Raw genomic sequence first — 12,872 nt, forward strand, 5'->3', positions numbered from 1 at the left:
GAATCGGGCCGTTCAGGGGCGCAAACGTCACGCCCAGCGGAGCTCAGCCCCAGGCGGTCTCGAGCTCGGCCAGGGCCGCCTCGAGGTGGATCAGCAGTCGCTGCAGGTGAGGGACCGAGCGGCGGCAGCCGATCAGGCCGAAGTCGAGGAACTTGCCCCGGCTCGTCAGGGTGATGTTGAGCGCCTGGCCGTCCAGGACGATCGACACCGGATACATCCCGTCGAGCTTGGCGCCGTTGAAGTACATCTCCTCGGTGGGGCCCGGGACGTTGGAGACCACGACGTTGAACGGCGGGTGGGTGTACTTCACGAAGCCCGGCACCGGGGTCAGCGCGAGCGGCAGCATCTGCACCGCCGAGAACGCCAGGATCTGCGCCGGCGTCAGGTCCTCCATGATCTTCTTGGCCCGGCGCGAGGAGAACGCGATCTCCTCCAGCCGGGTCGGACCGCTCTCCCGGTCGGTCGCCAGGTTGACGATGATCGTGCCGACCGAGTTGCCGCCGCCGCTCGACGAGCCGGCGGAGTCGGCGCGCAGGGCCAGCGAGACCGGCACCATCGCGGTCATCGGCTCGCTCGGGAGAGCGTGCTGCTCCTGCAGGTACGCCCGCAGGGCCCCCGACACCATCGCGAGGACGACGTCGTTGAGCGTCGTCGCGGAGGACTTCGCGACCCGCTGGATGCGCTCGATCTCCCACGACTGCGCGGCGAACCGGCGGGCGCCGCCGACCGGGCCGTTGAGGATCGTCTTGGGCGCCCGCGGCAGCGTGACGTCCCCCTCGCGGAGGATCTCGTTGCCGACCCGCAGCGTGGCCGGCAGCATCCCGGCGGCGCCCCCCACCGCGGAGGCGCCGGCCCGCAGCAGCCCCTTGGCATCGAGCCCCTTGCGGCCCCCTCCGCCACCGCCCCGGGCGGGCAGCGCCCACGGCGGCACGCAGTCCTGGGCGTCGGGGTCCTCGCTGAGCGAGCGCTGCATGAGCCGCAGCGCCGAGACGCCGTCGATCAACGAGTGGTGGACCTTGGTGTAGACCGCGAACCGGCCGTCGGCGAGACCCTCGACGATGTGGGCCTCCCACAACGGTCGGTGCCGGTCCAGCAGCGACCCGTGCCAGCGCGAGGTCAGCTGCAGCAGCTCGCGGATCCGTCCGGGCTGCGGGACCGCCGAGTGCCGGACGTGGTGGTCGTAGTCGATCGTCTCGTCGGTCTTCCACCAGGTCTGGCCCAGCGAACCCACCGGCTCGGCCGGACGCTTGCGGAACAACGGCGAGACGTGACCCGTCGTGCGAAACGTGTCGAGCAGCTCGCGGACGTACTCCGGGCCCGCGCCCTCGGGTGGGACGAACAGCTGGAGCCCCCCGACGTGCATGGGGTGCTCGCGCGACTCGGCCAGCAGGAACATCGAGTCCGTGGGCGGGATGAACGGCATTCGGGCAATCCTTCGACGGGAGTGATCCTGACTTCGCGCTACGCTGCTGACAGGTTGTGACGCAAGTCACGATAGGTGACGTCCGGGTGAACGCCCAGGTTGACCGGTCCACCGCTGAACAAGGGAAGCACCATGGCACATCTGACGCTGGCGGCAGAGCCCCAGTACTTCCGCGGTTCCAGCGTCCAGTCCAAGCTCCTCGGCATAGGGCTCCGTCTCACGGTCCGGCCCGCGATCGGCGTGTGGACCCGCCTGCCGTTCGACGTCTTCCCGCCCAACGTCGTCGAGCACGCCGCCAAGCTGCTGCCCGTCCACGAGGGCACGATGTGGCGCTCGGTCGACCTGCCCACCAGCAAGAGCGAGTGGCTGCAGGCCAAGGGCGTCACCGACATCAGCGGCGGCAACGAGCACGCGATCCTCTACTTCCACGGCGGCGCCTTCCTGACCTGCGGCCTCAACACGCACCGCCGGCTGGTGTCCCGCGTGTCCTACGCGTCAAAGCAGCCCGTGCTCAACGTCGGCTACCGCCAGATGCCCTATGAGCCCATCACCGAGTCGGTCGCCGACGGGGTAGACGGGTTCCGCTGGCTGCTCGACCAGGGCTACGAGCCGGGCAACATCACGATCGCGGGTGACAGCGCCGGGGGCTACCTCGCGTTCAGCGTCGCCCGCGCCGTCATCGACAAGGGCTGGGGCCGCCCGGCCGGCGTGGTGGCCCTCTCGCCGCTGCTCGACTTCGACCCCACCCGCAAACAGGGGCACCGCAACGCCAACCGCTGCCAGACCTTCCCGTTGTCGGCCTTCACCAAGCTGCACGAGGTCTCAGGTCGCATCGACTCGCGCCGCGGGATATCCGGCTCGCGCGCCTGCCCGGTCGACATGCCGCTGGCCGACATGCCGCCGGCCCTCGTCCAGATCGGCTCACGGGAGGTCCTGATGGCCGACGCCGAGCTCATGGCCAGCCGCCTGGTGGCCGCCGGCGTGCCGTGCGACCTGCAGGTGTGGGAGAAGCAGGTCCACGTCTTCCAGGCCGCGGCATCGTGGCTCCCGGAGGCGCGTCACGCGATCGACGAGATCGGTACGTTCGTGCGCGGCCTCGAGGAGCGCAAGTCCGTGCAGACCTCGAGCGCGCCCTCACCGGCGGGCGCCGGCACGATCGCCGCCGTACGCTGAGCTTGTGACCACCACCGACCTCGTCGCCGACCTGGCCAAGAAGTCGGGACTGGTGTGGGTCTCCTACGCCGGCCGGTCCCACGCCGTCTGGCACGAGTGGGTCGGCGACGCCGTCGCGGTCGTCTCCGGCGGCACCGAGCAGGCCCTGCCCGACATCGCGGCCCAGCCGGTCGTGACCCTGTTGCTGCGCAGCAAGTCGACCCGCGCCCGGGTCGCCGAGGCCGAGGCCCGGGTCGAGGTCGTCGCCCCGGGGTCCGAGCACTGGGACACCGTGACGTCAGCGCTGAAGTCCGGCCGGCTCAACCTCACCGACAGCGGCGACGCGATCGAGCGCTGGGGCCGCGAGTCGGTCGTCGTGCGCCTCGTCCCGACCGGTGTGGTCGCGGTCCCGGGCGAGATCGACGCCACCCTGAGGGCGACGCGGCCGTCGCTCTCCCACTAGCTCACCACGACTCCAGGAGGACACATGTCCAAGGCACATGACGTCAACGAGGACGATCTCGAGATCCACGGACCCAAGAGCGCGGCGGCGGGGGTCACCGCGGTCCGCGTCTCGATGCAGCGCGCGATCGGCCACATGGGCGTCAAGAACACCGCCAAGACCCTGCTCAAGCTCAACCAGGCCGATGGCTTCGACTGCATGAGCTGCGCGTGGCCCGACCCGGATCCCGAGCACCGTCACGCCGCGGAGTTCTGCGAGAACGGGGCCAAGGCCGTCGCCGAGGAGGCCACCAAGGCCCGCGCGACGCCGGAGTTCTTCGCCCGCCACAGCATCGCCGAGCTCGACTCCCACGACGAGCACTGGCTGGGCCAGCAGGGCCGGATCACCCACCCGATGGTCAAACGCCCCGGCGGGACCCACTACGAGCCGATCGCGTGGGACGAGGCGTTCAAGCTCGTCGCGGGCCACCTGCACCGCCTCGACTCCCCCGACCAGGCGCTGTTCTACACGTCGGGCCGCGCGTCGAACGAGGCCGCGTTCTCCTACCAGTTGTTCGCCAGGGCGTTCGGCACCAACAACATGCCGGACTGCTCCAACATGTGTCACGAGTCGACCAGCATCGCGCTCGCCGAGTCGATCGGGATCGGCAAGGCCAGCGTCTCGATGAACGACGTCTACCAGGCCGACGTCATCCTGATCGCCGGGCAGAACCCCGGTACCAACCACCCCCGGATGCTGTCCGCCCTCGAGATCGCAAAGCGCCGCGGCGCCAAGATCATCGCGGTCAACCCGCTCCGCGAGGCCGGCCTGCACAACTTCCGCAACCCCCAGGTGCCCCGCGGCATCGTCGGCAAGGGCACCGAGATCGCCGACCTGCACCTGCCCATCCGGATCAACGGCGACCTCGCGTTCTTCCAGGCCCTCGGGTCGCTCCTGGTGGAGTGGGACGCCCTCGACCACGACTTCATCGAGCGGCACTCGACCGGCTTCGAGCAGTGGGCGCAGCACGTCGCCGCGGTGGACTGGACGACCGTCGAGACCGCGACGGGGCTGACCCGCCAGCAGATCACCGAGGCGGCCGAGATGATCCGCGCCTCCGACAAGACGATCTACTGCTGGGCCATGGGCCTGACGCAGCACCGCAACGCGGTCGCGACGATCAAGGAGGTCTGCAACGTCGCCTTCGCGCGCGGTGACATCGGCAAGCCCGGCGCCGGTCTCTTCCCGATCCGCGGCCACTCCAACGTCCAGGGCGACCGGACGATGGGGATCTGGGAGCGTCCGCCGGCACAGTTCCTGGACGCCCTGCAGGCCGAGTTCGGCTTCGACCCGCCGCGCGAGCACGGGTTCGACACGGTCAACGCGGTCCGCGCGATGCGCGACGACGAGGCGCACGTGTTCGTCGGCCTGGGTGGCAACTTCGTGCAGGCCGCCCCCGACACCCCGGTGACGGCACGCGCCCTCATGCGTACCCGGCTGACGGTGCAGATCTCGACCAAGCTCAACCGCTCGCACCTGGTGTGCGGCGAGACGGCCCTGATCCTGCCGACCCTGGGTCGCACCGAGAAGGACGTGCGCGGCGGCAAGGAGCAGTTCGTCTCGGTCGAGGACTCGGTCTGCGCCGTCCACGCCTCCCGGGGCGTGCTGGAGCCGGCGAGCCCCGAGCTGCGGTCCGAGACCGCGATCGTGTGCGGGATCGCCGAGGCGACCCTCGGCGACCGGTACGGCATCCGGTGGGCCGCGATGGCCGACGACTACGACGTCGTGCGCGACCACATCTCGCGCGTCGTGGCGGGTTGCGAGGACTACACCGCCAAGGTCGACCGCCCCGGTGGCTTCATCCTCCCGCACCCGCCGCGGGACACCCGGACGTTCGACACCAAGTCCGGCTCGGCCGAGTTCGTCTGCTCCCCGATCGACGTCCTGCAGGTACCCGACGGGCATCTGCTGCTGCAGACACTGCGCAGCCACGACCAGTTCAACACCACGATCTACGGGTTCAGCGACCGCTACCGCGGCATCGAGGGCGGTCGACGGGTCGTGTTCGTGCACCCCGACGACATCGAGGCGCTGGGCTTCCGCGACGGCGACATGGTCGACCTGTCGACCCGCTGGGACGAGGACGAGATCGACCGGGTCGCCCCGGCGTTCCGGATCGTCTCGTACGACACGCCGCGCGGCACGGCGGCGGCCTACTACCCCGAGACCAACCCGCTGGTGCCGCTCGACTCCACCGCCGAGGGCAGCAACTGCCCGACGTCGAAGTCGGTCATCGTGAGCCTGGCGCCGATGGACTCCACGGTCCGGCGCACGGGCTCGTTCGAGAGCTTCTCGGCGCAGGACTCGACCGGCAGCGACGAGGGGCACAAGAAACGCCCCGAGATCAAGCACCTCAGCTGAGCGGCCGATCCGGCTGGGCGGTGCCCAGCCGGATCGGGCTCTGGGGTCAGAACAGGTCCGCGGCCTTGACGATGGTCTCGTAGATCCCGTACGCCAACGGGATCGCGACGACGACCCAGGCGACCACGATCAGCGGTCCGGCCGATGCCACCGGGACGTCGTGCTCCGCCGATGCGGCGTGCTCCTCCGCGGTCGGCCCGGCGCCGCCCGGCTCCTCGTGGAAGCGCGCGTCGACCGGCCGGATCAGCAGGTTGGAGACGAAGCCGACCGCGAGGATCGCAACCATCGTCAGCAGGGCCGGCTTGTAGTCGCCGGCGTTGAGGCTGCCGGGCTCGCCCTGGGTGTCGAGGATCCGGTTGACGATCAGCGGTCCGGCGACGCCGGCGGCGGACCACGCCGTCAGCAGCCGACCGTGGATCGCGCCCACCTGGAACGTGCCGAACAGGTCCCGCAGATACGCCGGGGCGGTCGCGAACCCGCCGCCGTAGAAGCTCAGGATCACGCCGGCGAGCAGGGCGAACAGGGTCGTCGAGCTGGAGCCCTGGAAGGCCAGGAGGGCGTACAGGATGACCCCGACGCCGAGATAGACGACGTAGACGTTCTTGCGGCCCACGACGTCCGAGGTCGTCGACCAGAGGAACCGGCCAGCGAGGTTGAACAGCGAGAGCAGCCCCACGAAGCCGGCCGCGGACGCGGCGCTGACCGATGACGTGTCACCGTCGCGGAAGAAGTCCTGGATCATCGGGGCGGCCTGCTCGAGGATGCCGATGCCGGCCGTGACGTTGCAGAACAGGACCACCCACAGGAACCAGAACTGCTTGGTCTTGATCGCGTTGTCGGCCGAGACGTTGTCGGTCGTCACGAGCGCCTTGCCCTTGACCTTCGACGGGTCGAAGCCCTGCGGCTTCCAGCCGTCCGCCGGGACGCGGATGAGCCAGGCGCCGAACAGCATCAGCACGAGGTAGATCAGCCCGAGCGTCACGAACAGCTTGGCCACGGCGGACCCGGACGCGATGCCCGTCGCGGTGTCGTACTGGTCGTCGAAGATGCCGAGCAGCTTGGACGACAGCGGGCTCGCGATCATCGCTCCGCCACCGAAGCCCATGATCGCCATCCCGGTGGCGAGACCCGGCCGGTCGGGGAACCACTTGATCAGGGTCGACACCGGCGAGATGTAGCCGATCCCCAGCCCGATGCCGCCGATGAACCCGTAGCCCAGGTAGACGAGCCACAGCTGGTCGGTCGCGATGCCGAGCGAGCCGATCATGAATCCGCCGGACCAGAACAGCGCGGCGGTGACCATCGCCCGGCGCGGGCCGCCGGAGTCGACCCACGTGCCGAAGATCGCCGCGGACAGCCCGAGCATGACGATCGCGATCGAGAAGATCACGCCGATCTTGGTCAGGCTGGAGTCGAAGTGCTGCACGAGCGACGCCTTGTAGACGCTCGTGGCGTACACCTGACCGATGCACAGGTGGACGGCCAGCGCGGCCGGCGGGATCAGCCAGCGGTTGAACCCGGGCTTGGCGACCGTGTGACGGCGGTCGAGGACGGCTAGTGACATGTTCCCCCCAATTGAGACGTGTGTCGCAGGTCTCAACGTACGGGCGCGGGAAGCGAGCCGCATTCCGAGAGCGCGGGCCCCCGGTACAGTGCCAGCGTGAGCGCAACCCCCGGCCGTATCTTCCTGTCCCGTATCGTGGGTCAGGCGGTCTTCGACCCCGCGGGCGACCAGGTCGGCAAGCTGCGTGACGTCGTCGTCGCGGTCCGGTCCGCCAAGCAGCGCCCGCGCGTCCTGGGCATCGTCGTCGAGGTGCTGGGCCGCCGGCGGGTCTTCCTCCCGATCACCCGCGTGACATCGCTCGACTCGGGCCAGATCATCACGACGGGCGTCCTGAACGTCCGCCGGTTCGAGCAGCGCAAGACCGAGACCCTCGCGATCCACGAGCTCCTCGATCGGACCGTGACGCTGCCCGACGGCACCGCCGGCACGGTGTACGACCTCGCGATGGAGCAGGACCCCCGCCGCGACTGGTACATCAGCAGCCTCGCGGTGCAGGCCGGCGGCAAGCGCTTCGGCCGCCGAGGCCAGCACCAGGTCCTGGAGTGGGACGAGGTCACGGGCCTGACCCGGGAGGAGACCGGCCAGGGCGCGACCCATCTGCTCGCCACGATGGACGAGATGCGCGCGGCGGACGTCGCCAACGCGTTGCGCGACCTGACCCCCAAGCGGCGCATGGAAGTCATCACCGAGCTCGACGACGAGCGGCTCGCCGACGTCCTCGAGGAGCTGCCCGAGAAGTTCCAGATCGAGGTCCTGGGCGTCCTCGACCCGGACCGTGCCGTCGACGTCCTGACCGAGATGGACCCCGACGACGCGGCCGACCTGCTGGGCGAGCTGCCGCCGGCCACCGCCGAGCAGCTGCTGGCGCAGATGGAGCCGGAGGACGCCGAAGACGTGCGTCGCCTGCTGTCCTACGAGGAGCGCACCGCGGGCGGCATGATGACGACCGAGCCGGTCGTCCTGCCGGCCGACGCGACGATCGCCGAGGCGCTGGCCCGTGTCCGCAACCCCGACCTGATCCCGGCGCTCGCATCCTTGGTCTACGTGTGCCGGCCGCCGCTGGAGACGCCCACCGGCAGGTTCCTCGGCATCGTGCACTTCCAGGCCCTGCTCCGCGAGCCGCCGTCGACCCTGGTCGGCGCGATCGTCGACAACGACATCGACTGGCCGCGTCCGACCGCTTCGCTCGAGCACGTCGCCAACCTGCTCGCGGCCTACAACATGGTCGCGCTGCCGGTCGTCGACGAGAACGCCCACCTCCTCGGGGCGGTGACGATCGACGACGTGCTCGACCACCTGCTCCCCGAGGGCTGGCGCGAGAGCGACCCCGACGACGGGGAGGTGGTGGCGCATGGCTGAGCGCGCCCGGCTCGACCAGCCCCGCGAGGTGCGTCGCACGTTCCGACCGCCGCGCCGCGAGAGCGACCCCGAGCGGTTCGGACGCTTTGCCGAGTCGACCGCCCGCTTCCTCGGCACCGCGACGTTCATCGCGTGGATGACGGTCTTCGTCGTGGTCTGGATCGCGTGGAACATGCCGTACGGGCCCGACCGTCACCGTTGGGACGACTACCCATTCATCTTCCTGACCCTGATCCTGTCGCTGCAGGCGTCGTACGCCGCCCCGCTGATCCTCCTGGCGCAGAACCGGCAGGAGGCCCGGGACCGGGTCACGCAGGAGCAGGACCGCGCGTCGGCGGCCCAGGCCAACGCCGACATGGAGTTTCTCGCCCGCGAGGTCGCGAGCCTGCGCCTCGGCATCGGCGAGGTCGCGACCCGCGACTTCATCCGCGGCGAGCTCCGCAATCTGCTGTCCGACCTCGACGAGCGGTCCGAGGCCGAGGACAGCTAGCGGCGCGGAGGCCTGTCTCTTCTCTGAAAAATACTGGAACCGCAGAATATATGTGTCGGTGGCGACCTCTAGAGTTGAGGCATGTTCGAGGACGCGCCGATCGACTCCCTGTCCGGCCACCTCCGCCAATAGCGGCTCAGAGGCACGGGCGGCGGTGACTTCGCAATCCCATGCGGCGATTGAGGTGGCCGGTCCACCTCCACCTGCCGAGGGGTGGGCCAGATCAGACCGCGGCACCGTTCGCGAGCTGCTGGGCCCAGCGCTGGAACAGCACGACGTGGCCGGGCAGGAATCCGTACCAGTACACGATCCCGATCGCCCCACGCGGACGGAACGACGTGCGGATCACGAGGCGTGACCCGGCCCCGATGGGCTCGACCGTGAGGTCGACGAGCGTCCGTCCTGGGATCTTCATGCGCGGCCGCAGCCGGACGGAGCGGCCCGGCACGACCCGGTCGACGGTCCAGAAGTCGACGACGTCACCCCGGCCGAGGGCCCCGTCCTCACGCCCCATCGCGAACCCGGGCCCGCCGAGCAACCGGTCGACCGTGCCGCGGACCCACCACAGCGGCGCGAACGGGTACGCGCCCGCGGTCCCGCCGATCGCCTCCACACCCCGCCACAGCTCGTCCGCCGGGAGGGCGGTGTCGACCGTGCGGACGTCCTCGAGGTCCGCGGGCCCGTCGCCGGGCTCGTCCGGAGACTCGAGGGCGCGGACCACCGCTTCCCGGAAGGTCAGCCGCCGCTCGGGTGGCTCGGGGAGGTGGTCGGTGATGTCGTTCTCCCGGCACACCATGTCGTGCGCGAGGCTCGCGACCAGCGCACTGACCAGGCTCGTGGGGACGGGCGCGACGATGCCAGCCGCGAGCGCGGTCGTCCGCGGCAGCAGGACCGGCACCGTGACGATGGGGCGCCGCCGCAGCCCGGCCTCCTCGGCGTAGACGTGCAGCAGGTCCCGGTAGGACAGCGCGTCGGGACCACCGATGTCGAAGGCCCGGCTGACGTCGGGCGGCAGGTCCGCCGCGGCGACGAGGTAGTGCAGCACGTCCTCGATCGAGATCGGCTGCACGAGGTGGTCGATCCAGTCCGGCGCGACGAGCGCGGGCAGCGCCTCGGCCATCGTGCGCAGCAGGTCGTACGACACCGACCCGACGCCGACCACGATGCCGGCCTGCAGCACCGCGGTGGGCACCCCCGAGTCCAGCAGGATGTCGCCGACCTGCCGGCGGGAGACCAGATGCGGGGACAGCTTGGCGTGGTCCGGGTAGAGGCCACCGAGGTAGACGATCCGGGACACCCCGTTCGCCGAGCAGGACGCGCCGAACGACCCGGCGATCTCGCGGTCGCGGGCCGCGTAGTCCCGCGCACCGCTCATCGAGTGGATCAGGAACCACGCGGCGTCCACGCCGAGGGTCGCCTCGTCCAGCACGGCTCGGTCCTGCGCGTCGCCGACCACGATCTCGACGTCGTCGACCCACGGCTCGTCGCGGAGCCGGCCGGCGTCCCGGGTCAGCACCCGCACGCGCCAGCCGTCCGCGAGCAGCCGGGGGACGAGCTGGGCCCCGATGTATCCGGTCACTCCGGTCACGAGGGCGAGGCGTCCGTCAGTCGTCACCGGATCACGGTGCCACGGGATGGCGGGCCGCGCCTCCCGAGCCGATCAGCGGCGGTACGACCCCAGGTGCCCCGTGAGCTCGGTGAACAGGCCGCCGTTGAGGCGGAAGACGTCCTTGACCTCGGCCAGCACCCGCGCCCGCTCGGCCTCGTCCAGCGGCAGGGCGTCCAGCCGGGCGCGGTAGGCATCCTTGTAGAGCTTGGGCTTGGGCACCGCGGCGAACTCGTAGAACGCGACCCCGGCCCCGTCGAGGTCGAACTCGCGGGTCAGGATCCGGCCGATCGCCTGCCCGCCGGACAGGTCGCCGAGATAGCGCGTGTAGTGGTGGGCGATGAACAGCCCGCCCCACCCGGTGGTGGCGTGGATCCGCGCGACGTACGCATCGGCGGCCGGGCTCGGGACGTCGACCCGTCCCCAGTGGTCGAGGTCGGCGTCGATCGCGGCGAGCCGCTCGATCGTGGGGTCGATGACGGCGGCCGCGACCGGGTCGTCGGTGAGCTCGCGCGCAACTCCCTCCAGCGCCTCGTAGACCCGGCGAAGCAGGCCCAGGTAGTGCGCGTAGCCCGCCTCGGCGACCCCACCGGCCAGCAGCTCGGACATGAAGCTCGACGACTCGGCAGCGGTGTGCTCGGCCTGCGAGCCCGAGCGCAGCAGCGCCGACAGCGACCCGGTCCGGTCGTCCGCGGTCAGGGTCATGCGGACTCCTCGATCGGCTGGGCTCCCTCCTATGATCCCGGGCCGGGGCAAGGGGACCCTCACCGGGTCAGCGTCGCCAGTCGATCGCGTGCAGCCCGTGGCTGCCGGGTACGCCCTTGAGCACTGCTTCCCGCGACTCGAGCACCCGGTGGTCGTCCTCCGCGAGGGCGGCCAGCACCGTGTCGCTGACCAGCACCTCACCGCCCTCGGCCTGGGCGGCGACGCGGGCGGCGTAGGCGACGTTGCGGCCGAACAGGTCGCCGTCGCGGTGGACCGCCGAGCCCCGGTGCGCCCCGATGCGTACCTTGACGCCGGACAGCCGGGACCCCGGACGCAGTCCTGCCAGCCTGCGCTGGACGTCGCACGCCGCGCCGACGGCCTCCGACGCCTCGGCGAACGCGACCATGAAGCCGTCGCCCTGCGTCTTGATGACGTGACCGGAGTGAGCGGCGACGGCCTTCTCGATGATCCGGTCGTGCCGGCCCAGCAGGCGGACCCAGCCCTGGTCACCGAGCCGGTGGTTGAGCTCGGTCGAGCCCTCGATGTCGGAGAACAGGATCGTCACGGTGCCGTCGGCCGCCGCCATCCGGGCCAGGTCGGGACGCTCGACGTCGGCCCACAGCGCGAGGTCGTCGATCGAGCTGCGGAGCGCACCGCTCAGGCCGTGGTCGCGGACCTTCATCGCTGTCCCGACGACGGTGCGGACAGCATCCTCGGGCCGGGGCACGAGCCGCCGCCGGGGGACGCCGGACCGCAGGTCCTCGATGTCGCGGCGGGCCACCCGCAGCCGGGTCGTCGTGACGACGAGCAGCACGGCCAGGACGGCGGTGACCGCCAGGAGCGCGATCTCGAGGACGGACACGGGAACACGGTAGCGGCAGCGGGCGGTTGCGGTCCGGCTGCGCGGGTACTCCCCCCGGGACCCAGACCACCCCGCCAGGAGGACCCATGTCGACCGACGCCATCGTGCTGCTCAAGAACGACCACCAGGAGATCCGCAAGGTCTTCAAGGACTTCGAGGACGCCGGCGAGAACGCCCACAAGACGAAGGGCAAGCTCGTCGACAGGATGATCGAGCTGCTGACCGTCCACACGTACATCGAGAACGAGATCATGTACCCCCGGGTCCGCGACCTGCTGCCCGACCTCGAGGACGATGTCCTCGAGTCGTACGAGGAGCACCACGTCGCCGACGTCCTGGTCGTCGAGCTCGCCGCCATGGAGCCCGAGCACGAGAGGTTCACCGCCAAGACGACGGTCCTGATCGAGAACGTCACGCACCACATGGACGAGGAGGAGCAGGACTGGTTCCCCAAGGTCCGCGAGGGGCTCGGCCGCACCACGCTGCAGGAGATCGGCGCCGAGATGATCGAGAGCAAGAAGACCGCTCCCCGTCGCCCGTCACAGCCCAGCGCCCTCAAGAAGACGGTCGACGCGATCGTCAAGTGAGACCCGACTAGTGCGTCGGGGGCTCGAGCGGGGTCTGCTCCCACGCCGTGGCGAGGTCCTCGGGGCGGAGCGGCCGCTCGGCGCCGGGCTCGATCTCGGCCCCGTCGATCAGCTTCTCCCAGAACGTGCGGTGCCCGTCGCAGATCAGCACAGCGGTGGCCGTGCCGTGGATGGGGCTGCGGTGATGTGCGGCGCTCACCTGGACGTACCTCCTGTCGGACTCCAGCCCGCGCCACGCGATGACCTGCGGTGACGGCAGCG

General features: G+C 70.6%; 12 protein-coding genes. 6 read left to right on the forward strand and 6 right to left on the reverse strand.

Annotated features, from left to right (window positions below; all coding sequences use genetic code 11):
- Nucleotides 1-43 precede the first annotated feature (43 nt).
- On the reverse strand, nucleotides 44-1,423 hold the full coding sequence (locus tag JWQ91_RS09965; protein WP_297783079.1) for a wax ester/triacylglycerol synthase family O-acyltransferase: 1,380 nt from the start codon (nucleotides 1,421-1,423) through the stop codon (nucleotides 44-46).
- A 132-nt stretch (nucleotides 1,424-1,555) separates the two neighbouring features.
- Here JWQ91_RS09965 and JWQ91_RS09970 point away from each other — a divergent pair, with 132 nt between their 5' ends.
- Genes JWQ91_RS09970 through JWQ91_RS09980 form a run of 3 tightly spaced genes read left to right on the forward strand, consistent with a single transcriptional unit; the run spans nucleotide 1,556 to nucleotide 5,438 of the window.
- A complete protein-coding gene (locus tag JWQ91_RS09970; protein ID WP_297783081.1) occupies nucleotides 1,556-2,596 on the forward strand; it encodes an alpha/beta hydrolase fold domain-containing protein in 1,041 nt (346 codons plus the stop codon).
- A gap of 4 nt (nucleotides 2,597-2,600) precedes the next feature.
- Nucleotides 2,601-3,038: a hypothetical protein gene (locus JWQ91_RS09975; protein ID WP_297783084.1), complete on the forward strand. Its 438-nt coding sequence runs from the start codon at nucleotides 2,601-2,603 to the stop codon at nucleotides 3,036-3,038.
- 24 nt (nucleotides 3,039-3,062) lie between these two features.
- Nucleotides 3,063-5,438: an FdhF/YdeP family oxidoreductase gene (locus JWQ91_RS09980; RefSeq protein WP_297783086.1), complete on the forward strand. Its 2,376-nt coding sequence runs from the start codon at nucleotides 3,063-3,065 to the stop codon at nucleotides 5,436-5,438.
- A 46-nt stretch (nucleotides 5,439-5,484) separates the two neighbouring features.
- On the opposite strand, the gene JWQ91_RS09985 is transcribed toward JWQ91_RS09980, so the two are convergent.
- A complete protein-coding gene (locus tag JWQ91_RS09985) occupies nucleotides 5,485-7,002 on the reverse strand; it encodes an OFA family MFS transporter (RefSeq protein ID WP_297783088.1) in 1,518 nt (505 codons plus the stop codon).
- 96 nt (nucleotides 7,003-7,098) lie between these two features.
- Here JWQ91_RS09985 and JWQ91_RS09990 point away from each other — a divergent pair, with 96 nt between their 5' ends.
- Together JWQ91_RS09990 and JWQ91_RS09995 are read left to right on the forward strand one after the other, a co-directional pair.
- Complete coding sequence (locus JWQ91_RS09990) at nucleotides 7,099-8,361, forward strand: CBS domain-containing protein (protein ID WP_297783091.1); 1,263 nt, start codon at nucleotides 7,099-7,101, stop codon at nucleotides 8,359-8,361.
- The gene (locus JWQ91_RS09995) at nucleotides 8,354-8,851 is read left to right on the forward strand and encodes a DUF1003 domain-containing protein (protein WP_297783094.1); all 498 of its coding nucleotides are present in this window, start codon (nucleotides 8,354-8,356) and stop codon (nucleotides 8,849-8,851) included. The genes JWQ91_RS09990 and JWQ91_RS09995 overlap by 8 nt, the downstream gene beginning before the upstream one ends.
- A 223-nt stretch (nucleotides 8,852-9,074) precedes the next feature.
- On the opposite strand, the gene JWQ91_RS10000 is transcribed toward JWQ91_RS09995, so the two are convergent.
- From JWQ91_RS10000 to JWQ91_RS10010, 3 genes are all read right to left on the reverse strand, one after another.
- Nucleotides 9,075-10,466, reverse strand: a complete 1,392-nt coding sequence (locus JWQ91_RS10000; protein WP_297783098.1) for a DUF2867 domain-containing protein — start codon at nucleotides 10,464-10,466, stop codon at nucleotides 9,075-9,077.
- A 45-nt stretch (nucleotides 10,467-10,511) separates the two neighbouring features.
- Entirely contained in the window at nucleotides 10,512-11,162 is a 651-nt protein-coding gene (locus JWQ91_RS10005; RefSeq protein ID WP_297783100.1) for a biliverdin-producing heme oxygenase, read from the reverse strand.
- A 67-nt stretch (nucleotides 11,163-11,229) separates the two neighbouring features.
- Nucleotides 11,230-12,024, reverse strand: a complete 795-nt coding sequence (locus JWQ91_RS10010) for an adenylate/guanylate cyclase domain-containing protein (protein ID WP_297783103.1) — start codon at nucleotides 12,022-12,024, stop codon at nucleotides 11,230-11,232.
- 86 nt (nucleotides 12,025-12,110) lie between these two features.
- Between JWQ91_RS10010 and JWQ91_RS10015 the strand changes: the two genes are divergently transcribed.
- Entirely contained in the window at nucleotides 12,111-12,611 is a 501-nt protein-coding gene (locus JWQ91_RS10015; RefSeq protein WP_297783106.1) for a hemerythrin domain-containing protein, read from the forward strand.
- A gap of 7 nt (nucleotides 12,612-12,618) precedes the next feature.
- Here JWQ91_RS10015 and JWQ91_RS10020 read toward each other — a convergent pair.
- Nucleotides 12,619-12,872, reverse strand: a 254-nt coding sequence (locus tag JWQ91_RS10020; RefSeq protein ID WP_297783108.1) for a hypothetical protein, incomplete at its 5' end; no start/stop codon positions are given.

This window comes from Aeromicrobium sp., from assembly GCF_025965075.1.
GTDB lineage: Bacteria > Actinomycetota > Actinomycetes > Propionibacteriales > Nocardioidaceae > Aeromicrobium.